Origin of the sequence: Amycolatopsis iheyensis (assembly GCF_024703995.1) — a bacterium.
GTDB classification, from domain to species: Bacteria; Actinomycetota; Actinomycetes; order Mycobacteriales; family Pseudonocardiaceae; genus Amycolatopsis; species Amycolatopsis iheyensis.
On sequence record NZ_JAMXQV010000019.1, the window covers coordinates 169,794 to 188,082 of the forward strand.

General features: G+C 72.1%; 21 protein-coding genes. 10 read left to right on the forward strand and 11 right to left on the reverse strand.

What is annotated here, in order from left to right; translation table 11 throughout:
* The first annotated feature begins 23 nt into the window (after positions 1 to 23).
* On the forward strand, positions 24 to 1,475 hold the full coding sequence (locus M8542_RS32230; RefSeq protein WP_257924060.1) for an aromatic amino acid ammonia-lyase: 1,452 nt from the start codon (positions 24 to 26) through the stop codon (positions 1,473 to 1,475).
* A gap of 19 nt (positions 1,476 to 1,494) precedes the next feature.
* Complete coding sequence (locus tag M8542_RS32235) at positions 1,495 to 1,722, forward strand: hypothetical protein (protein WP_257924061.1); 228 nt, start codon at positions 1,495 to 1,497, stop codon at positions 1,720 to 1,722.
* 3 nt (positions 1,723 to 1,725) lie between these two features.
* On the opposite strand, the gene M8542_RS32240 is transcribed toward M8542_RS32235, so the two are convergent.
* The gene (locus M8542_RS32240) at positions 1,726 to 2,619 is read right to left on the reverse strand and encodes an aldo/keto reductase (protein WP_257924062.1); all 894 of its coding nucleotides are present in this window, start codon (positions 2,617 to 2,619) and stop codon (positions 1,726 to 1,728) included.
* Positions 2,620 to 2,642: 23 nt separating this feature from the next.
* On the opposite strand from M8542_RS32240, the gene M8542_RS32245 reads away from it, so the two are divergent.
* Positions 2,643 to 3,269, forward strand: a complete 627-nt coding sequence (locus M8542_RS32245) for a TetR/AcrR family transcriptional regulator (protein ID WP_372508665.1) — start codon at positions 2,643 to 2,645, stop codon at positions 3,267 to 3,269.
* On the opposite strand, the gene M8542_RS32250 is transcribed toward M8542_RS32245, so the two are convergent.
* Together M8542_RS32250 and M8542_RS32255 are read right to left on the reverse strand one after the other, a co-directional pair.
* Positions 3,266 to 4,168 (reverse strand): RIP homotypic interaction motif-containing protein, encoded by a 903-nt coding sequence (locus M8542_RS32250; protein WP_257924064.1) that lies wholly within the window; start codon positions 4,166 to 4,168, stop codon positions 3,266 to 3,268. The two genes, M8542_RS32245 and M8542_RS32250, sit on opposite strands and share 4 nt — an antisense overlap.
* Before the next feature lie 109 nt (positions 4,169 to 4,277).
* Positions 4,278 to 5,042, reverse strand: a complete 765-nt coding sequence (locus tag M8542_RS32255) for a polysaccharide lyase family 7 protein (protein ID WP_257924065.1) — start codon at positions 5,040 to 5,042, stop codon at positions 4,278 to 4,280.
* 246 nt (positions 5,043 to 5,288) lie between these two features.
* On the opposite strand from M8542_RS32255, the gene M8542_RS32260 reads away from it, so the two are divergent.
* Together M8542_RS32260 and M8542_RS32265 are read left to right on the forward strand one after the other, a co-directional pair.
* The gene (locus tag M8542_RS32260; RefSeq protein ID WP_257924066.1) at positions 5,289 to 6,089 is read left to right on the forward strand and encodes a S1 family peptidase; all 801 of its coding nucleotides are present in this window, start codon (positions 5,289 to 5,291) and stop codon (positions 6,087 to 6,089) included.
* Positions 6,090 to 6,230: 141 nt separating this feature from the next.
* Positions 6,231 to 8,498: a glycoside hydrolase family 3 N-terminal domain-containing protein gene (locus M8542_RS32265; protein ID WP_257924067.1), complete on the forward strand. Its 2,268-nt coding sequence runs from the start codon at positions 6,231 to 6,233 to the stop codon at positions 8,496 to 8,498.
* Here the strand turns inward: M8542_RS32265 and M8542_RS32270 are convergent.
* A complete protein-coding gene (locus M8542_RS32270) occupies positions 8,491 to 9,084 on the reverse strand; it encodes a helix-turn-helix domain-containing protein (RefSeq protein ID WP_257924068.1) in 594 nt (197 codons plus the stop codon). The two genes, M8542_RS32265 and M8542_RS32270, sit on opposite strands and share 8 nt — an antisense overlap.
* A 66-nt stretch (positions 9,085 to 9,150) precedes the next feature.
* Here M8542_RS32270 and M8542_RS32275 point away from each other — a divergent pair, with 66 nt between their 5' ends.
* Together M8542_RS32275 and M8542_RS32280 are read left to right on the forward strand one after the other, a co-directional pair.
* Entirely contained in the window at positions 9,151 to 9,759 is a 609-nt protein-coding gene (locus tag M8542_RS32275) for a class I SAM-dependent methyltransferase (protein WP_257924069.1), read from the forward strand.
* A complete protein-coding gene (locus tag M8542_RS32280) occupies positions 9,756 to 10,235 on the forward strand; it encodes a DinB family protein (protein WP_257924070.1) in 480 nt (159 codons plus the stop codon). Before M8542_RS32275 ends, M8542_RS32280 begins: the two co-directional genes overlap by 4 nt.
* 3 nt (positions 10,236 to 10,238) lie before the next feature.
* Here M8542_RS32280 and M8542_RS32285 read toward each other — a convergent pair whose 3' ends face one another.
* From M8542_RS32285 to M8542_RS32295, 3 genes are all read right to left on the reverse strand, one after another.
* Positions 10,239 to 11,381 (reverse strand): serine hydrolase domain-containing protein, encoded by a 1,143-nt coding sequence (locus M8542_RS32285; protein WP_257924071.1) that lies wholly within the window; start codon positions 11,379 to 11,381, stop codon positions 10,239 to 10,241.
* A gap of 105 nt (positions 11,382 to 11,486) precedes the next feature.
* Positions 11,487 to 12,140: a response regulator gene (locus tag M8542_RS32290; RefSeq protein WP_257924072.1), complete on the reverse strand. Its 654-nt coding sequence runs from the start codon at positions 12,138 to 12,140 to the stop codon at positions 11,487 to 11,489.
* Positions 12,141 to 12,174: 34 nt separating this feature from the next.
* Positions 12,175 to 12,999, reverse strand: coding sequence for a CPBP family intramembrane glutamic endopeptidase (locus M8542_RS32295; RefSeq protein WP_257924073.1), 825 nt, complete (start codon positions 12,997 to 12,999; stop codon positions 12,175 to 12,177).
* Between the two features lie 313 nt (positions 13,000 to 13,312).
* On the opposite strand from M8542_RS32295, the gene M8542_RS32300 reads away from it, so the two are divergent.
* Entirely contained in the window at positions 13,313 to 14,176 is an 864-nt protein-coding gene (locus M8542_RS32300; protein ID WP_257924074.1) for a LysR family transcriptional regulator, read from the forward strand.
* Here the strand turns inward: M8542_RS32300 and M8542_RS32305 are convergent.
* Both M8542_RS32305 and M8542_RS32310 read right to left on the reverse strand, forming a co-directional pair.
* Complete coding sequence (locus M8542_RS32305) at positions 14,165 to 14,335, reverse strand: hypothetical protein (protein ID WP_257924075.1); 171 nt, start codon at positions 14,333 to 14,335, stop codon at positions 14,165 to 14,167. The two genes, M8542_RS32300 and M8542_RS32305, sit on opposite strands and share 12 nt — an antisense overlap.
* 55 nt (positions 14,336 to 14,390) lie before the next feature.
* Positions 14,391 to 14,963, reverse strand: a complete 573-nt coding sequence (locus M8542_RS32310) for a class I SAM-dependent methyltransferase (protein ID WP_257924076.1) — start codon at positions 14,961 to 14,963, stop codon at positions 14,391 to 14,393.
* Between the two features lie 66 nt (positions 14,964 to 15,029).
* Here M8542_RS32310 and M8542_RS32315 point away from each other — a divergent pair, with 66 nt between their 5' ends.
* Both M8542_RS32315 and M8542_RS32320 read left to right on the forward strand, forming a co-directional pair.
* Positions 15,030 to 15,605, forward strand: coding sequence for a helix-turn-helix domain-containing protein (locus M8542_RS32315; RefSeq protein ID WP_257924077.1), 576 nt, complete (start codon positions 15,030 to 15,032; stop codon positions 15,603 to 15,605).
* Positions 15,606 to 15,649: 44 nt separating this feature from the next.
* On the forward strand, positions 15,650 to 16,468 hold the full coding sequence (locus tag M8542_RS32320) for a hypothetical protein (RefSeq protein WP_257924078.1): 819 nt from the start codon (positions 15,650 to 15,652) through the stop codon (positions 16,466 to 16,468).
* On the opposite strand, the gene M8542_RS32325 is transcribed toward M8542_RS32320, so the two are convergent.
* Both M8542_RS32325 and M8542_RS32330 read right to left on the reverse strand, forming a co-directional pair.
* Positions 16,465 to 17,454, reverse strand: coding sequence for a serine hydrolase domain-containing protein (locus M8542_RS32325; protein WP_257924079.1), 990 nt, complete (start codon positions 17,452 to 17,454; stop codon positions 16,465 to 16,467). The genes M8542_RS32320 and M8542_RS32325 overlap by 4 nt on opposite strands.
* Positions 17,444 to 18,232: an IclR family transcriptional regulator gene (locus tag M8542_RS32330; RefSeq protein ID WP_257924080.1), complete on the reverse strand. Its 789-nt coding sequence runs from the start codon at positions 18,230 to 18,232 to the stop codon at positions 17,444 to 17,446. Before M8542_RS32330 ends, M8542_RS32325 begins: the two co-directional genes overlap by 11 nt.
* Positions 18,233 to 18,289: the final 57 nt, after the last annotated feature.

Here is an 18,289-nt window from a genome sequence, read left to right on the forward strand (position 1 = left end):
AAAACTTGTCAAGAGAGGTGGCGATGACCGACACCAACCGCATCGAGATCAGCGGGGCCGGGCTCCGGTGCGCCGACGTGGTGCGCGTGGCCCGGCGCAGCGCGTCGACCGAGCTCGCCGCCGACGCGGTGAAGCGGGCGGAGGCGGGTTACCAGCTGGCCGTGGAGCTGGGCGCCAAGCGCGCGGTCTACGGGCGCACCACGGGGGTCGGGGCCAACCGGCACACGGTCGTCGACCCGGAGTCGGCCGACCACCACGGCCTGCGCCTGCTGCGCAGCCACGCGGGCGGCACCGGCGACCCGCTGCCCGACGACGCGGTGCGCGCGGTGATGGCGATCCGGCTCAACCAGCTCGCGGCCGGCGGCAGCGGCGTCCACCCGCGGCTGCTCGAAGTGCTGCAGACGGCGTTGCGCGTCGGCGCGCTGCCGCACGTCCACTCACGCGGCGCGATCGGCACCGGCGACCTCGCCCAGCTCGCGGAGATCGCGCTGACGCTGGCGGGGGAGCTGCCGTGGGCGGCGGGCGACCTCGACCCGGTGGCGATCAGCCCGGGTGACGCGCTCGCGTTCATCTCCAGCAACGCTGCGACGCTCGGCGAAGCGGTGCTGGCCTGGCACGACCTGAGCCGCCTGCTGGCCGCGAGCCACGTCGTCACGGCGTTGACGTTCTGCGCGCTCGGCGGCTCGGCCGAGGCGTATTCCGAGCGGGTGCACGCGGCGCGCCCGCACCCCGGCGCCGTCCGGTGCGCGGCCGAACTGCGCCGCCTGCTGACCATGGCCGACGACCTGCCCGAGGGTCGCCGGCTGCAAGATCCGTTCGGGCTGCGGGCGTTCCCGCAGGTGCAGGGCCCGGCGCTGGACGCCGCGGCGGCCGTCGAGCGCGTGCTCGCGATCGACATCAACGCGGCGGCCGAGAACCCGCTGATCGACGTCGAGACCGAGCAGGCCTACCACCACGGCCAGTTCTCGACCGCCCACGTCGCGCTGGCGTTCGACCAGCTCCGCGCGGCGCTGCACCACGTCGCGGAGCTGTCCACCGCGCGCCTCGGCGACCTCGTGGAGCCGGACCTGAGCGGGCTGCCGCCGTTCCTCGCCGAGGGGCCGGCGGGCAGCTCGGGGATCATGATCCTCGAGTACGTCGCGCACGACGCGCTGGGCACGCTGCGCCACGCGGCCTCACCGGTCACCCTCGGCACGGCGGTGATCTCACGCGGGCTGGAGGACCACGCGAGCTTCTCCACGCACGCCGTCCGCAGCACGGTCGTCGGCACTGCGGCGTATCGGACCGTGCTGGCGTGTGAGCTGCTCGGCGCGGTCCGCGCGCTGCGGCTGTCCGGCGCGCCGCTGCCGGACACGCCGCTGCGGGAGGCGTTCCGCCTGGCCGACGGCGGGCTTCCGCACATTCCGGAGGATCACCCGCTCAGCGCGGAGATCCGGCAGGCCGAGCGGCTGCTCGACCGGCTCGCGGTGCTCTGATTCTCAGCCCCCGAGGGAGGTGTCCATCGGTTTCTCCACGCACGCCGTCCGCTGCACGGTGGCCGGCACCGCGGCGTATCGGACCGTGCTGGCGTGCGAGCTGTCCGGCGCGCCGCTGCCGGACACGCCGCTGCGGGAGGCGTTCCGCCTGGCCGACGGCGGGCTTCCGCACATTCCGGAGGACCACCCGCTCAGCGCGGAGATCCGGCAGGCCGAGCGGCTGCTCGACCGGCTCGCGGTGCTCTGATCCTCAGCCCCCGAGAGAGGTGTCCATCGGTCGCGACGGGACCGCGTCGAGGGTGGCGAGCGTGGGTTCGTCGAAGGCGATGGCGCCCGCGGCGATGTTCGCCTCGAGGTGGTCGAGGTTCGCGGTGCCGGGGATGAGGTGGACGTTCGGCGCGTGGTGCAGCAGCCAGGCCAGGCCGACCTGCGACGGCGTGCGGCCGAGGGCCTCCGCGGCGGCGTGCACGGCCGGCTCGTCGGTCACCTTCGGCAGGCCGGGGAAGGCGCCGCCGAGCGGGAAGAACGGCACCCAGGCGATGTCCTCGGCAACGCAGAGCGCGAGCATGTCCTCGTCGTCGCGGCCGACGAGGCTGTAGGCGTTCTGCACGCAGGCGATCCCGGCGGGAAGCGCTTTCCGCAGGGTGTCGAGGGTGACGCTGCTGAGCCCGATGGCGCCGATCTTGCCCTCGTCACGCAGGGCGGTCATGACGGCGAGCTGGTCGTCGAGGCCGACCAGCTGGTCACCCTCGGCCAGCACACCCGGCCGCCGGTCGGCACGGCGCAGGTTCACCAGCGGGATCCGGTCGAGCCCGAGCTCCCGCAGGTTGTCTTCGACGCTCGCCCGGAGTTCCTCGGGTCGCTGCGCCAGGCGGAGGGGGATCGGGCCTTCGGGGTCGGGGTCGGCGCCGACCTTGCTGACGACCAGGACGTCGTCGCCGGGGCGGAGGGCGTCGCGGATGACGCCGTTGACGAAGCCGTTGCCGTAGAACTGCGCGGTGTCGACGTGGTCGACCCCGAGGTCGAAGGCCCGGCGCAGCAGGGCGACGGCGGCGTCGCGGTCGTCGCGGAGGCGTTCGAGCTGCATCGCCCCGTACCCGACGCGGGAGACGGTGCGGCCGGCGAGCTTTCCGGCGGTGGTCATGGTGAACCCGCTTCCATGTCATGATGGGTCGTAGCGGAGGTCCCTCCGCTACGATCGACCGTAGCATAACCGGAGGAGCCTCCGCTTTGCCTGCTCGTCCCGTGCGCTCCGACGCGCGCCGCAACCGCGAGAAGCTGGTGACGGTGGCCCGCGCGGCCTTCGCCAACGCTGCCGACGCCCCGGTGGCTCTGGAGGCGATCGCCCGCGAGGCCGGTGTCGGCATCGGCACGCTGTACCGCCACTTCCCGACGCGCGAGTCCCTGGTGGAGGCGGTGTACGCGGCGGAGCTGGACGACGTCACGGCGAGCGCGCCGGCGTTGCTGGCGGAGCTGCCACCGGAGGCGGCGCTGCGCGCGTGGATGGATCGCTATGCGGCTTTCGTGGCGACGAAGCGCGGGATGGCGGATGCGTTGCGGGCGAGCCTGGCATCCGGGCGGATCGCGACGCCGGTCACGCGCGAGCGCATCACGGGGGCGATCGGCGCGATCTTGGCGGCGGGGGCCCGGTCGGGAACGTTGCGCGGCGACGCTGACCCGGACGACGTGACGACGATGCTGCTGGGAGTTTCCCTGGCGACGCCGTCCGGCAGCGACCCTGAGCGGATCGGCCGGCTGCTGGATCTGGTCATGGACGCGCTGCGGCCGCGCTAGAGGCCGGGGCCGGCGATACCGCGTGGCCGTTCCTGTGAATTCAGCTGGGAAATGACTTGTCCGGTGCTGGGTGAGTTCACATCGAGGCTGGTGGTGTGGATCTGCTTGTTGTGTCGTCCTGCCGATACGCCGTGTCGACGGTGGATTCTCTGGGTGCGGTCCAAGGCCACCATCGTCGGCCCGCGTTCGAAGCTGAACGACGCCAGTCTGACCTGGTCGGCGAGAAATCGCCGCACATCGGCAGCAGTTCCTTCGCGATGCAACTCGAGCAGTGTTCGCGCGATGTCTCCACCCAAGTAGAGCTTGGGGCCCATCAGCGTGTAGTCGAACTGCGCGCGTTGCGTGGAATGATCACCGATCTGCACGCCCTGCGATCTCCTGACCACCACGTAGGCGCGACCATCGGCGGTTGGCCGTTCGTAGGACTCCGTGGCGGTTCGAGGACTGCGATCGGCGAGTTTCCCGCCGGTGAATCCGGGGCTCCGGCTCGGCTCGCGCCCTGATCCTGACAGCAGTTTCAGCAGACCTTGGTCGAGGACCAGCTTGACCTTGCGGATGTCGAGTCTGAGGTGAATGTGCTGCTCGTTGTGGTCGCCCACCTGGACAGCGCGACAGTTCGTGATGACGATCTTGATCAGCGGCTCGTCGCCGAGCATGCCGTGCTTGGCCAGGGTCGCGGGCAGATCGATGCGTTCCCAGATCACACCGCCGGGATGGTCGTCGATCCGGAGCGTGGCGGCTTCGGTCTCCGCCGCCCATTCCGCGAGCCACTCGCTCGGCACCTCCGCGGCCTCCGGGCGCGACGGCGCCGTGAGTGCGAAGGTGAGCATGGGAAACCCGTCGCCGGCCGCTTGGTCGTCTTCATCGGGATCGGGCTCGGGTTTCTCCTGATCGGTCACGGCTCGCTCCTCGGTGGTCGATGGTCCACCGCAGAAGAGTCGTTCCGCCGCCCGCGCATGTTTCAGCGGCCTGGCCGCGGTACCGAACCGCGGCCAGGCACCCCGAACCTCAGCCGTGCGAAACCGTCAACCCGTAGAACGCCACCCGCGCCCCGTTCGTCGTGCTGCTCGACGACGACTGGTTGTACGACCCGGCCTTGAAGTACTGCTTGTACTGCTTGAACGACGACGGAATCCCGTAGTGCGTGGTGCTCCCGTTGACCGTCAGATCGATCGTGTTCCCACCAGAAATGCCGATCGTGTACGTCCACGTCTTGCCGATCGAGACGTGGCCCACCGTGTGCGGAGTCTGGCCGCCGTCGGGGGAGTTCTCGGTGCCCAGGACGATGTCGCCGTTGGAGTGGTAGTACAGCTCCAGCAACGGTTTCGTCGACGATCCGCCGCTGCCCAGGTGGACCTGGCCGACGCACACGTTCTTCGTCACCGACACCACCCGCAGTGTCGCGTTCAGCTTGTGCGAACCGCTCAGGGACCAGTTCGCCGCGGAGCCGTCGCGGTTCATCTCGCGCAGTTCCGAACGGGCGTAGTTCGAGTTCGGGGTGGTGACCCCCTTTTCCGGCGCCCAGAACGTCATCGCGCCGTCGCGCTTGTCGGTGTAGAAGTAGCTGTCCTGGAAGCCGTTCGCGCCCTTCAAGCGGGACGACGAGATCGTGGTCGGGGAGCCGGGGGAGCCGACCGGCTCCTGCAGCTGCCAGATCCCCAGGTCGAAGTTTCCGCCCGGGGCGACGCCCGGATCGGCGGCTTGGGCGGGGGCGGCGACCGCGGCCGCCAGGGCCGGAACCGCCAGGAGGACGAGCAGGGCTCGCACGCGCATCGAGGTGTCCTCTCACGATGGAACGCTGAACCATTCGTTCATGGCGGTGAATAAATGGTCTGGACAACCCGGCGGCGTGAGGGAACGTTAAGACGGCGTTGGTGAGTTGTCAAGGATCGATCCGTCGGACAAAAACCAACTATCGACCACAAGTCGTCAGAAAGCGACTTTCGTAGCTAACCAGCACCCGAGCCCGTCTGGTCTGCTCGTGATCACCACCTTCCAGGTCCCCGAAGGGAGATGTTCATGCAGGTAGACGGACGTTCCACGGTCCGGCGGGCAGCCGCGGTCCTCGCCGCGGTCGCCGCGGCCGGCGCTCTCGCCGTCACCGCCGCACCCGGTGCGTCGGCCGGTGATCCGCGGATCGTCGGCGGCACCCCGACCACCATCGACGACTTCCCGGCCACCGTCATCTTCAACGTCAACGGCGCTCAGCACTGCGCGGGCACCCTGGTCGCGAAGAACAAGGTGCTGACCGCCGCGCACTGCACCGACGGCGTCGAAGCCTCGCAGATGGAGATCATCGGAGGCCAGACCAAGTTCAGCGACACCTCCGGCGAGAAGGCCGGCGTCAGCGACGTGTGGCAGAACCCCGAGTTCACCATGGACGGGATGCAGCACGACAACTCCGTCCTGACGCTGGACAAGGACCTGTCCTACACCCCGGCGACGCTGGTGCAGTCGGCCGACGACGCGGCGTACAAGACCGGCGCGGACGTCACCGTGGTCGGGTGGGGCGCGACGTCCGAAGGCGGCGACGTCTCCGACACGCTGCTCAAGGTCTCGGTGCCGGTGGTGGACAACGCCTCCTGCGCGGAGAAGTACACCGCGGCCGGCTCGAACTACGACAAGGCCTCGATGTTCTGCGCCGGCGTGCCCGAAGGCGGCAAGGACTCCTGCCAGGGCGACTCCGGTGGCCCGGCCTACGTCGACGGCAAGCTCGCCGGCATCGTCTCGTGGGGTCAGGGCTGCGCCCGCAAGGACTTCCCCGGTGTCTACACCAACGTCGGCAACGACTACTCGACCATCAGCTCGCACATCGGCTGACGAAATCCCGGGCGGGGACGGCTGAAGCCGAGTCGAGGGGTCTTCAGCCGTCCTGCCCGGGCGTGGGTAAAAGTACCGACGCGGGAGATCGGTCCGTGCTTATCCTGGCTGGTCGAGTTTTCTCGCGAAAGGGTCGCCGTCATGGAACAGCCCGAAGGTCAAGAAACCGGACAAGCCACCGCCGACGGGGTGAACCGCCGCAGCCTGCTCACCGGCGTCGGCGGCTTCCTCGCCGCCGGGGGAGCGGCCACCCTGCTCGCCTCACCCGCCGCGGCCGACCCCGCCGCCCAGGTCGAACGCAACCCGCGGGTCGAAGACCTCCTCAGGAAGATGACCCTCGCCGAAAAGCTCGGTCAGCTGCAGCTGGTCGGCACCGAGGACCTCGCGCGGACCGCCCTCGCGACCGGTCAGCTCGGCGGCGTGTTCTCCGTGGTCGGTGCGGCGAAACTCAACGCTCTGCAGAAGATCGCCGTCGAGAAGACCCGGCTGCGCATCCCGCTGGTCTTCGGCCTGGACGTCATCCACGGCTACACCACGAACTTCCCGATCCCGTTGGCCCAGGGCGCCAGCTTCGACCCGGGCGTGCCGGCCGCCGACGCGACCGTGTCCGCGAAGGAAGCCCGCCGCAGCGGCATCCACTGGACCTACGCCCCGATGATGGACGTCACCCACGAACCACGCTGGGGCCGCATCGCCGAGGGCAACGGCGAAGACCCGTACCTGACGTCCCGGATGGCCGTTGCGAAGGTCCGCGGTTACCAAGGGGACAACATCGCCTCGCCGGACCGGCTCGCCGCCTGCGCCAAGCACTTCGTGGCCTACGGCGGCGCGGAAGGCGGCCGTGACTACAACACCGTCGACGTTTCGTTGCAGCGCCTGCACAACCACTACCTGCCGCCGTTCAAGGCGAGCGTCGAAGCCGGCGTCGCGACCGTGATGGCCAGCTTCAACACCATCAGCGGTGTGCCCGCGCACGGCAACGGCTACGTCCTGCACGACGTCCTCAAAGGCGCGTACGGCTTCCGCGGGTTCGTCGTCAGCGACTACACCGGCGTCGAAGAGCTGATCAACCACGGTCTCGCCGGCGACGGCGCGGACGCCGCCGCGGCCGCGTTGCCGGCCGGCGTCGACATGGAAATGGTCAGCACCAACTACGTCGAGTACGGCGAGCAGCTGCTGAACCAGCGCCGGATCACCCGCGACCAGATCGACGACGCCGTCCGCCGGATCCTGCTGGTCAAGGTCAAGCTCGGCCTGTTCGAGCACCCGTACGTCGACGAGGCCGGTGAGGTGAAAGCGCCTTCTCCGGCCGCGCTCGCCGCGTCGCGCCAGGCCGCCGGGCGGTGCATGGTGCTGCTCAAGAACGAAGGGCCGGTGCTGCCGCTGGCCAAGGCGGTCGGCTCGGTCGCCGTCGTCGGACCGCTCGGCAACGCGACCTACGACCTCAACGGCACCTGGGCGGGCCTGGGCGCCGGCGCGGGCACGACGCCGCCGGTGACCGTGGTCGACGGCATCAAGGCCGCCGCCCCTGGCGCCCAGGTCACCTACACCGCGGGCTGCTCCGTCGACGGGACCGACACCAGCGGGTTCGCCGCCGCGCAGCAGGCCGCCCGGGCGGCCGACGTCACCGTCGTCGTGGTCGGCGAAACCGCCGCGATGAGCGGGGAAGCGGCCGCGCGGTCGAACATCGACCTGCCCGGCGTGCAGCAGCAGCTCGTCGCCGCGATCAAGGACACCGGCAAGCCGTTCGTGGTCGTCCTCGTCAACGGCCGGCCGCTGACCATCCCGTACCTGCACGACAACGCCCCGGCGATCCTCGAGGCGTGGGCCCCCGGCGTGCAGGGCGGGCACGCGGTCGCCGACGTCCTGTTCGGCGTGGTCAACCCGGGCGGCAAGCTGCCGGTCAGCTTCCCGCGCGCGGTGGGCCAGATCCCGATCTACTACAACCACGAGAACACCGGCCGCCCGGCCGATCCGGACAACAAGTACACGTCGAAGTACCTCGACCTGGAGACCGGTCCGCTGTACGAGTTCGGTCACGGCCTGTCCTACACGAGCTTCCGCGTCGACGGCCTGCGCCTGTCCGGCACGCGGATGTCCGCGCGTGGCGGCCGGATCCAGGTGAGCGTGCAGGTGAGCAACACCGGCGGCCGCGCCGGCGACGAGGTCGTCCAGCTGTACCTGCGCGACCCGGTCGCGAGCATCGTGCAGCCGGTCCGGCGGCTGCGCGGCTTCCAGCGCGTCGGCCTGGCCGCGGGCGAGTCGAAGCCGGTGACGTTCACCCTCACCCCGGACGACGTCGGCTTCTACGACAACGGCGCCAAGTTCCGCGTCGAGCCGGGGAAGATCGAGGTCTACGTCGGCACCAGCTCGGCCGCCACCCTGACCGCGAGCTTCACCGTCACCTGAGTCGGCTCGACCGGGCGCGGGCGCGCAGGTGGGCGCGCTCGCCGTGCCGGCCGAAGAGGATGAGGAGCTCGACCGCCTTCCCGTCGGCGCTGCCGAGCCAGTGCGGGAGGGCGGTGTCGAACTCCGCGGCCTCGCCGGCCGGCAGCACCAGGTCGTGGTCACCGAGGACCAGCCGCAGCCGTCCGGTGAGGACGTAGAGCCATTCGTGGCCGTCGTGGGTCTGGTGGTCCGGCTCGAGCGGCCGGTCGGTGCTCGGGATGAGCATCTTGTACGCCTGCATGCTCCCGGTCCGCCGGGACAGCGGCACGAACGTCATGCCGTGCCGGTGGATCGGGCTGAGGTGGATGCGGGGATCGCCGGTGCGGGGTGCGCCGACGAGGTCGTCGAGCGGGACGTCGTAGGCGCGGGCCAGCGGGAGCAGCAGCTCCAGGCTGGCCCGCCGCTGCCCGCTCTCCAGCCGCGAGAGCGTGCTCTCCGAGACCCCGGTGGTGCCGGCCAGCTCGGCGAGGGTCAGCCCGCGGTGCCGGCGCAGCGCCCGCAGCCGGGGGCCGACGGCGTGCAGGACGTCTTCGAAGTCTTCGCTCACCCGCCCATCTTGCCGAAACCGCAAGAACGCGTGCCAGTTCGGCCCGGCACTGGGCAGGGTGGGCCCATGACGATCACCGACGCCGCCACGCGGTTCTGGGACTCCCACTACCAGGCCCCGCGCGGCGAACCCCGCGCCAACCTCCGGCTCACCGAAGTGGCCGCGGGCTGGGCGCCCGGCGTGGCACTCGACCTGGGCTGCGGGCCCGGCGGCGACACCCTGTGGCTGGCCCGCCGCGGCTGGCGGGTGACCGCGGCCGACATCTCCGGCGTCGCGATCACCCGCCTCCAGGCGCGTGCCGACGCGCTCGGCCTGCCCGTCACCGCCGAGCGGCACGACCTGGGCGCCACGTTCCCCGCGGGCCGCTTCGACCTCGTTTCGGCCCACTACCTGCACACTTCCTTCGAGCTGCCCCGCGAGCGCGTCCTGCGGCGAGCCGCGGAAGCGCTGTCGCCCGGCGGCCGGCTCCTGGTCGTCGACCACGGGTCCGTCGCGCCGTGGTCGTGGGACCAGGACGCCCGCTTCCCGGCGCCCTCGGAGGTGGCCGATTCCCTCGAACTCGGTCCGGAATGGACGATCGAGCGAGCGGAAGCGCTTACCCGCCAAGCCACCGGGCCCGGTGGGCAGACCGCCGAGGTCGTCGACCACCTGCTGCTGATCGGCCGCGTCCGATGAGCCCCCGCCGGCGAGACACCCCGCCGCCGCGGACCGGGCCGGGGGAGAAGGAGACCCTCTTGGCGTTCCTCGACCAGCTGCGCGCGGCCGTCGCCGCCAAGGCCGAGGGTGTCCCCGAACCGCAGGTGCGGACCGCGGGGGTGCCGTCGGGCACCTCGCTGCTGGGCCTGGTCCGGCACCTGATCCACGTCGAGCGGTTCACCTTCCTCGGCGAGCAGCCGGCCGGCTGGCCCGCCACGTTCCGCCCGCGTCCGGACGAGACTGCCGCGTCGCTGCTCGCCGGCTACCGGGCCGCCGTCGAGGAGGCGAACGTGGTCATCGAGGCGTGCGCCGACCTGACCGAGCCGGTGGCCCGGCCCGGCCGCACGCCGCCGTCGATGCGCTGGGCACTGGTGCACATGATCGAGGAGACCGGCCGGCACGCCGGGCACGCGGACATCCTGCGCGAGCTGATCGACGGTGCGACCGGCCGCTGAGGACTACTTGCAGAACGCGGTGTCCACAGCGGACAGCACGGCGACGGCGGCCGGCTCGGCGTCACCGAAGGTCCCCGGCAGCGCGGTCACGGCCAGCCCGACCGAGCGGCCGTCTTCGGTGGCGCCACCCCGCGTTTCGTAGCCGTCGATGTCGCCGCCGTGTCCCCAGTAGACACCACCGCAGCTGAGCGGCACGCGGAACAGGCCGAGGCCGTACTGCCAGCCCGGGAACAGCGGGGCCTCGACGGTCTTGCGCATTTCGGCCAGCTGCGCGGGCGGCACGAGCTTGCCGTCGAGCAGCGCGCGGTCGACCGCGGCGAGGTCGCTCGGCGTCGAGATCAGCTGGCCGGCCGCGCCGCCCCACGAGGGATCCATCTCCGTCGCGTCGACGACTTCCCCGCCGGTGGAGTGGGCTTGGGCGTACCCGTGCGGGTGCGGGCCCTGGATGGTCTGGTCACCCACCTGCGGCCAGTAGGTGTCGCGCAGGCCGGCCTTCCGGATGACGCGTTCGGTGATCTGCTCCTGCACCGGGCGTTCGGTGACCCGCTCGATCAGCAGGCCGGCCAGGAGGTAGTTGGTGTTGCTGTACTCCCACTTCGTCCCGGGCGCGAAGTCCGCCGGGTGCGCGAGCGCCGCGGCGAGCAGGTCGTGCGCCTGGAAGAACTTGTGCTGCACCTTGGTGAAGTCCTCGACGCCGAGGTAGGCGGTGTAGTTCGGCAGCCCGCTGGTGTGCTGCAGCAGCTGCCGGACGGTGATGTTCCGGCCGTCGATGCCCTCGCCGCGGACCAGGCCGGGCAGGTACTTCTCGATCGGCGCGTCCAGCTCCACCTTGCCCTCGGCCACCAGCTGCAGGACGACGACCGCGGTGAACGTCTTGGTGTTGCTGCCCGCCCGCACCCGGCCGTCGACCGGCACCGGGACCGGCCGCCCCAGCCGCGCCGAGCCGGCGACCAGCGACGTCGTCCGGCCGTTCTTGGTCACCGACGCGAGCGCGGCTGGGAACTTCTCCTTGCGCACCAGGGAGTTCAGGCTGTCCTGAGTGGGCGACCGCCGGTCCTGGCCCGCGACCGCGGCGGTGGCGCCGGCCGCACCCAGCAGCCCGGCCACGGTCAGGACCACCGCACCCTTGCGCATCGTGGATGTCATCGCACTCTCCTTCTTCCGTTCCGACACCGGAAATGCTGGCCGAAACGGGCACGAAGATCAGCAGTGCTGGCCACCCGATCCGGGGTAGCGCCAGCGCTACCCCCCTCAGGTGACCAGACCGCGGCGGTAAGCGTAGACGACCGCCTGCACGCGGTCGCGCAGGTCGAGCTTGGTGAGGATGCGGGAGACGTGGGTCTTCACGGTTTCCTGGCTGATCACCAGCGCGGCGGCGATCTCGCGGTTGGACCGGCCGTCGGCGACGAGGCGCAGGACGTCCAGCTCGCGCGGGGTCAGCGGCGCGCCCGGCGGGGTGTCTTCGGCGGGCCGGATCCGCGCGGCGTACCGCCCGACGAGCTGCCGCGTCACCTCGGGAGCCAGCAGCGCGGCGCCGGCGGCGACGGTCCGGATGCCGTGCAGCAGCTGGGCGGCGGGCGCGTCCTTGAGCAGGAACCCGCTGGCGCCCGCCCGCAGTGCTTCGTAGACGTACTCGTCGAGGTTGAACGTCGTCACGACGAGCACCTTGACCGGCCGGGCGACCCCGGCGCCGGCGAGCTGCCGGGTCGCGGCGATGCCGTCGAGGACCGGCATCCGGACGTCCATCACGACGACGTCCGGCCGGAGGTCCCCGGCGAGGTCGACAGCGGTCCGGCCGTCCCCGCACTCGCCGACGACCTCGAGGTCGGGCTGCGCGTCGATGATCGTGGCGAAGCCGGTGCGGATGAGCGCCTGGTCGTCGCAGACGAGGACGCGGGTCGTCATGCCCGGTTCCCGCGGCGCGGCCGCGCGCGTTCGATCACGGGGCGACAGTAGCGGTCTCGGCGCGCCGCCGGCGCGGGACCAGGTTCCCACGGCGGTGGGCCAGCCCCAGGAACACGCCGGTGAGCACCACCCCGGCCAGCACCGACCACACGCTTCCCTCCGGCCCGAACTCCCCGCCGGTGAGCGCGCTCGAGCCGGACAGCTCGCCGCGCAGCAGCCCGTCCGGGGCGGTCGTGCCGGAGACGTCGGTGCCGAAGATCCCGCCCTCGGCGAAGTTCCAGGCGAAGTGCAGGCCGATCGGCAGCCAGAGCGTGCGGGTGGCGGCGTACGCGGCCGCGAGCATGCCGCCGGCCTCGACCGCGATGGCGATCGCGCCCCACAGCGTGGCGTGCGCGTTGAACAGGTGCGAAAGCCCGAACAGCACACCGGTCAGGGCCAGTGCCGCCCACGTGCCGATCCACCGTTCGACGAACCGGAACAGGATCCCGCGGAAGAGCAGCTCCTCGGTCACCGCGGCGGCGGCCGTGAAGCCGAACAGCGCCACCGCGCCCGGGAACGAGCCCCAGCCGGCCACCCGGTACCCGCCGGAGAGCGCGATGACCGCGATCACGCCGGCGAACATCCCGAGCCCGATCAGCAACCCCCGCCCGACGGCGGGAACCGCGCCGCTCCGGGCCAGCTCGGCCGGTGCCCGCTGCTCGGTCCGCCGCACGATCCAGCGGTACGCGAGTACCGCCAGCACCGCCGTCGCACCGCCCAGCACGAGGGTGAGCGGCGCGTTCCACTGCACGGCGCCGACGAGGAGGCTGCCGAGGAGGGCGACCACCGCGACGACCGCGAGCTGCAAGACCAGGCGCATGACCAATCCTCCGGAAGAGTTCCGCGGCTCCGGTCGCCGCGGCTGGCCCGAAGGTTAGGGAGCCGGGCGGTGGGCAGTCGTCACCACGGAGTGGACATCACGAGTAGCTCGCACGGGGGACAAGACAGGTCGGCTCGCGTACTGGAAGAGTCGGCTCGCGTACTGGAAGGGTCGGTTCGCGTACCTGGAGGGTCGGTTGCCGAGCCGACCCTCCGGGTACGCGAGCCGACTGTCCGGGTACGCGAGCCGACCGTTGGATCTGGTGGGCGCTGGTTGACCGGTCGATCACTGTGGAGGTCGCTAAGGTCGGCCGATGGAGCTGAGGCAGGTCGAGCACTTCCTCGCGGTGGTGCGGACCGGGAGTTTCACCGCGGCCGCCCACGACGTGCACGTCGTGCAGTCGGCGCTGAGCGCGTCGGTCCGCAAGCTCGAACGCGAGCTCGGCACGCCGCTGTTCGACCGGACCACCCGGCGCGTCGCGCTCACCGAAGCGGGCCGGGCACTCCTGCCGCTGGCCCACCGGATCGTCGCCGACGTCGTGGCGGCGCGCGGCGAGGTCGCCGCCGTGGCCGGGTTGACGCGCGGGCGCGTGTCGATCGGGACCATCCAGACGCTGACCGTCGTGGACCTGCCGGCCAAGCTCCGGGAGTTTCGCGTGCGGTACCCGGGCGTCCGGATCCACGTGCGCGAGAGCACGGTGCCCGACCTGCTGGCCGGAGTCGGCGACGGCGCACTGGACTTGTCGTTCGTCGCGGGCGCGGACCCGCTGCCCGGCGAGCTGGTCAGCTTCGCGAAGTGGGGCCAGGACCTGGTCCTGCTGGGCCACCCGGGGCACCGGCTGGCCCACCGCCGCCGGATCCGCCTGGCCGAGCTCGACGACGAGCCGTTCGTCGAGTTCAGCGGCAGCGGGATCCAGGCGATGGTCGCCGCTCGTTTCGCGGAGGCGGGGGTGCGGCAGAACCGCGTCTGCGAGGCGACGCACATGCCGCTGCTGGTGGAGCTGGTGGCGGCGGGGCTGGGGATTTCGATCGTCCCGCGGCCGGTGGCGGAGCACGCGGGGTTGCCGTGGGCGCGGGTCGAGCGGCCGGGGTTGAACCGGGCGATTCACCTCGTCGGCCGCGGAGCGGTGCCGGCGAACCCGGCCGCGCGGGAGCTGCTGGCGCACTTACTCGCCTGAGGACTCCCGCACCCGGAAGAACAGCATCGCGAACCCGGCCACGGCGAGCGCCAGCGCGACGGTCGTGAACCCGACCAGCGCCGAGAACCCGGCCAGCGCCAGGACGCGGGCCGCGAAGTGCCGCAGCAACCGGACCAGGTCCGGCGTTTCGCTTTGCATGAAACGAGTATCGGCCGCGGCCGGGCCACGGTCCAACGCGCTTTTTCGCTGGGATTCAGCGCTCCGGTCGATCAATCCCGCCGCGCCGCCGGGCCCGCACGACGACGTCGTGCAGGGGGACGCTCCGGCCGGGCACCTCGCGGACGTGCTCGGCGGCCGTGACGACCGTCCAAGCCGACGGGTCGAGCCGCGCGGTGACGGCCTCCGGCGTCACCGGCGCGTGGGCGTGCTGCCCGCCGTGCCCGACGATCAGCAGCGTGCCGCCGGGGGCGACCCAGCCCGCGACGCGGTCGTAGAACGCCAGCTGCGGCATCGAAGGGTGCGCGTAGTGCGTGGTGACGAGCTCGAACGCGGTCCCGGGCGTCCAGGTGGTCAGGTCCGCCCGGACCCACCGCACGCCCGGCGCGTCGTCGAGGGCCTCGGCCGCGATGTCCACCGCGGTGACGGCCCAGCCGCGGGTGGCGAGCCAGCGGGCCTCGGCGCCGCGGCCGCAGCCGGCGTCCAGTGCCGTGCCGGGCGGCAGGTCGGCGGTCTCGCGGACGAGGTGGGGGTTGGGCGCGCCGGCGGCGTGCCGCGGGGCCTGCCGCCAGTGCTGTTCCCAGTAGGGCTGGTCGAAATCGTGCGTCATGGGCACCACCGTGCGCCGCGACCAGGCAGATTGGCAAAGAAATTTGCCGAATGGCAAAGTAGGGGCATGGACGAGACGATCGATCGCGCGCTCGACGCCGTCGGGCCGCGGCTGAAGCGCCTTCGCCAGCAGCGGGAGACCACGCTCACCGCGCTGGCCGAGCAGACGGGCATCTCGGCGAGCACCCTGTCGCGGCTGGAGGCGGGCCTGCGCCGGCCGACGCTCGAGCAGCTGCTGCCGCTCGCGCGGGCGTACGGGGTCACGCTCGACGAGCTCGTCGACGCGCCCGCCACCGGCGACCCGCGCGTCCACCTGCGCCCGATCGCCGGCGAAAACGGGGCGACGGTCCTGCCGCTGACCCGGCGCCCGGGTGGGATCCAGGCGTACAAGTTCGTGCTGCCCGCCGGGGACGACCAGCCGAACCCGCGCACGCACGAGGGGCACGACTGGGTCTACGTGCTCAACGGCACGCTCCGCCTCGTCCTCGGCGAGCACGACCTCCTGCTGAAGGCCGGTGAAGTCGCCGAGTTCGACACCCGCACGCCGCACTGGTTCGGCGCGACCGGCGCGGGTCCGGTCGAGTTCCTGAGCTTGATCGGCCGTCAAGGGGAACGCGCGCACGTCCGGGTGGCGTCGGCCTGACGCACCGTCTGGTGTGGCACGGCCCCGTGCGGTAGAACCGGAAGGTGGCCGAGCGCGCCCCGCGCCGAGACCCGCACGGTTCGGTCGAACGGGACGTGCTGGTCCGGTACCTCGACGCGTGGACCGCGACGGTGCTGCGGTCCCAGCGCGGCGGCACGTACGTCGAATGCGGTGACTTCGCCGCCGACGCCTTCCGGGTGTTCGGCGAGTTCGCCGACCGGCTCGAAGACCACCACCTCGACGTCGTGGTCGTCGGCCGCGCCGCGCCGCGGCCGGTTCCGGCCGGTCTGGGCGTGCGGACGGTCGACGCGCTCGAGGACGTCGAGGTGAGCGGGCCGATGCTGGCCCACCTGTCGGGGGTCGGCTCGTGGCCGGCGTCGTTGGCGCGGGGCAAGGCGCACGAGGTCGTGCTGACCAGTCCCGAGCCGGGCGAGCACCGGGAGCGGCTGCGGGCGGCCGGTCTGGGCTGCGTGGTGGCGGTGGACCTGGTGGCCGAGGACGGTGGCACCCACGTCCTGGCGTTCGCGACGGCGGACAGCCGCCACCTCGCGACGTTCAAGAACGAGCTGTGGGCGGTGGACGAGTTCGCGGGCATCCGCTACCGCGACCCCCGCGACCCGGAGGGCACGCTGGTCGACATTTCGCTGACCCCGCAACTGCTTCCGCTGCGGCGGGCGCTGTTGACGGAGGTGGCGCGGCGCGGCCGGTCCACCGTGGCCGAACTGCAGCGGTTCACCTTGCTGGAGACGATCTACCGCGCGGAGGACACCGTGGGCGCGTTGACCGCGGCGGTGGCGGCGGGCGAGGTCACGCGGGACCCGGAGAAGGGCCGGTTGACCTCCCGCACGGTCGTTTCGATCTAGATCCGGACCGCGGCGTCGTGGAACTCGCGGCGCACCGAAGCGATCGCGTCCGACGCCCGGGACGGGTGCACGCGGTTGGTCAGCAGCACGTAGTAGCGCCCGCGCGAAGGTTCCACCCACAGGCTCGTCCCGGTGAACCCCGTGTGCCCGTAGGCATCCGGTGCGAGCGAGACGCCCACCGGCGACCCCGGCACGTCCAGGCCCTGCCACCCCAGTCCCCGCCGCAAGCCGACAGTGTGGCCGGCGATCATCTCGGCATGCGTGGCCGGCTTCAGCAGCGGAGCGGCGCCGCCCGCGAGCACCTGGCCCAGCCGTTCCAGGTCGGCCAGCGGCGCGAACAACCCGGCGTGGCCGCAAACGCCGCCCAGCACCACGGCGTTCTCGTCGTGCACCTGCCCGGTCACGACCCGGCCGCGCCACCCGCAGTCCTCGGTCGCCACCGCGTCCGGCACCGGTCCGAACGCGGTCGCGGTCATGCCCGCCGGCGTGGTCACGTACTCCGCGACCAGCTCGTCCAGCGGGGCGTGCGTCGAGGCGATGAGCCCCAGCAGGATGAACCCCTGCGACGAGTACTCCACCCGGCGGCCGGGCGGCAGCGGCGTCGTCCGGATCGCTTCGAGCAGCGACTCGCGCGTGCCGTGCGTGCGCCACAACGGCGTGCCGCCCGGCAGGCCTGAAGTGTGGGTCAGCAGTTGCCGCACGGTGATCGACGCCTTGTCGGTGTCCGCATAGGACGGCAGGTGGCGGGCGAGCGGGTCGTCCAGCGACAGCGCGCCGCGCTCGGCCAGTGCCGCGATCACCAGGGCGACGATCGGCTTGGTCACCGACGCCAGGTCCCAGCGGCTGGTCTCGACCGCGGCCGGGCCGTCCCACCAGCGGGTGCCGAGCATGCCGCGGTCGAGAACGCCGTCAGCGGTGCCCACCGACCACGCGGCCGCGGAGAACACCCGGGCGTCGCGAGCCCGGGCGAGGAGTTCAGCGAGCATCGACGGCTCGCAGCGTGGTCTCGGCCAGCACCGCCGAGAGCCGGTTCGCCGCCTCGGCGACGAGCGGCCCCAGTGTCTCGAAGCTCGACGGCTGGAGCGTGAACGTCAGCCCCGACACGCTCACCGCGCCCACCACCGCGCCGGCGGCGTCGAGCACCGGGGCGCCAAGGCAGCGGACGTGTGCCTCGAACTGCTCGTCGTCCACGACGTACCCCGCACTGTCCACAGTGGCCAGCTCACGCCGGATCGCCGCGGGGTCGGTCAGCGCCTTGGCCGTGCGCGCGGCCAGCGGCGCGGCCAGCACCGCGTCCACTTCGGACTCCGGGAGCCGGGACAGGATCGCGCGGCCGACGGCGGTGCAGTACAGCGGCACCTCGCCGCCGGGCCGGGTGTTGAGCCGGTAGGCCTGCTCGGGCTCCAGCTTCTCGACGTACACCGCCCGGTCGCCGTGGCGCACCGCGTAGTGGACCGTGTGCCCGCTCCGCCGCTGCAGATCCGCCAGCACCGGCCGCGCCGGCTTCAAGCCCGCCAGCGCCGCCGCGGAGAGCCCGAGCAACCGCGGCCCGGCGGTGTAGCGGCCGTTGCCGGCGCCGAGCGCGTACCCGGCGTCGGTGAACGACTGCAGCATCCGGTGCACGGACGGTTTCGGCAGGTCACAGGCCTGGGCGAGGTCGGCCAGCCGGTGCGGGCCGCCGGGGCCGGCGAGCGTCGCGAGGACTTCGAGCGTCTTCTCGACCGCGCCCCGGGTGGCGGGTGAAGCGTTGACAGCCTTGTTCACGACGCCTAGCTTAGCGCAATCACGTTCCGTGTGACGGAACGTTCTTCCGCAAGACGG

What these genes read in the sequence shown, in the direction of transcription:
- M8542_RS32230 (WP_257924060.1), top strand. Translation starts at nt 24, where the DNA reads ATGACCGACACCAACCGCATCGAGATCAGCGGGGCCGGGCTCCGGTGC.
- M8542_RS32240 (WP_257924062.1), bottom strand. Translation starts at nt 2,619, where the DNA reads ATGACCACCGCCGGAAAGCTCGCCGGCCGCACCGTCTCCCGCGTCGGG.
- M8542_RS32245 (WP_372508665.1), top strand. Translation starts at nt 2,643, where the DNA reads ATGGGTCGTAGCGGAGGTCCCTCCGCTACGATCGACCGTAGCATAACC.
- M8542_RS32255 (WP_257924065.1), bottom strand. Translation starts at nt 5,042, where the DNA reads ATGCGCGTGCGAGCCCTGCTCGTCCTCCTGGCGGTTCCGGCCCTGGCG.
- M8542_RS32260 (WP_257924066.1), top strand. Translation starts at nt 5,289, where the DNA reads ATGCAGGTAGACGGACGTTCCACGGTCCGGCGGGCAGCCGCGGTCCTC.
- M8542_RS32265 (WP_257924067.1), top strand. Translation starts at nt 6,231, where the DNA reads ATGGAACAGCCCGAAGGTCAAGAAACCGGACAAGCCACCGCCGACGGG.
- M8542_RS32275 (WP_257924069.1), top strand. Translation starts at nt 9,151, where the DNA reads ATGACGATCACCGACGCCGCCACGCGGTTCTGGGACTCCCACTACCAG.
- M8542_RS32280 (WP_257924070.1), top strand. Translation starts at nt 9,756, where the DNA reads ATGAGCCCCCGCCGGCGAGACACCCCGCCGCCGCGGACCGGGCCGGGG.
- M8542_RS32285 (WP_257924071.1), bottom strand. Translation starts at nt 11,381, where the DNA reads ATGACATCCACGATGCGCAAGGGTGCGGTGGTCCTGACCGTGGCCGGG.
- M8542_RS32290 (WP_257924072.1), bottom strand. Translation starts at nt 12,140, where the DNA reads ATGACGACCCGCGTCCTCGTCTGCGACGACCAGGCGCTCATCCGCACC.
- M8542_RS32295 (WP_257924073.1), bottom strand. Translation starts at nt 12,999, where the DNA reads ATGCGCCTGGTCTTGCAGCTCGCGGTCGTCGCGGTGGTCGCCCTCCTC.
- M8542_RS32300 (WP_257924074.1), top strand. Translation starts at nt 13,313, where the DNA reads ATGGAGCTGAGGCAGGTCGAGCACTTCCTCGCGGTGGTGCGGACCGGG.
- M8542_RS32305 (WP_257924075.1), bottom strand. Translation starts at nt 14,335, where the DNA reads ATGCAAAGCGAAACGCCGGACCTGGTCCGGTTGCTGCGGCACTTCGCG.
- M8542_RS32310 (WP_257924076.1), bottom strand. Translation starts at nt 14,963, where the DNA reads ATGACGCACGATTTCGACCAGCCCTACTGGGAACAGCACTGGCGGCAG.
- M8542_RS32315 (WP_257924077.1), top strand. Translation starts at nt 15,030, where the DNA reads ATGGACGAGACGATCGATCGCGCGCTCGACGCCGTCGGGCCGCGGCTG.
- M8542_RS32325 (WP_257924079.1), bottom strand. Translation starts at nt 17,454, where the DNA reads ATGCTCGCTGAACTCCTCGCCCGGGCTCGCGACGCCCGGGTGTTCTCC.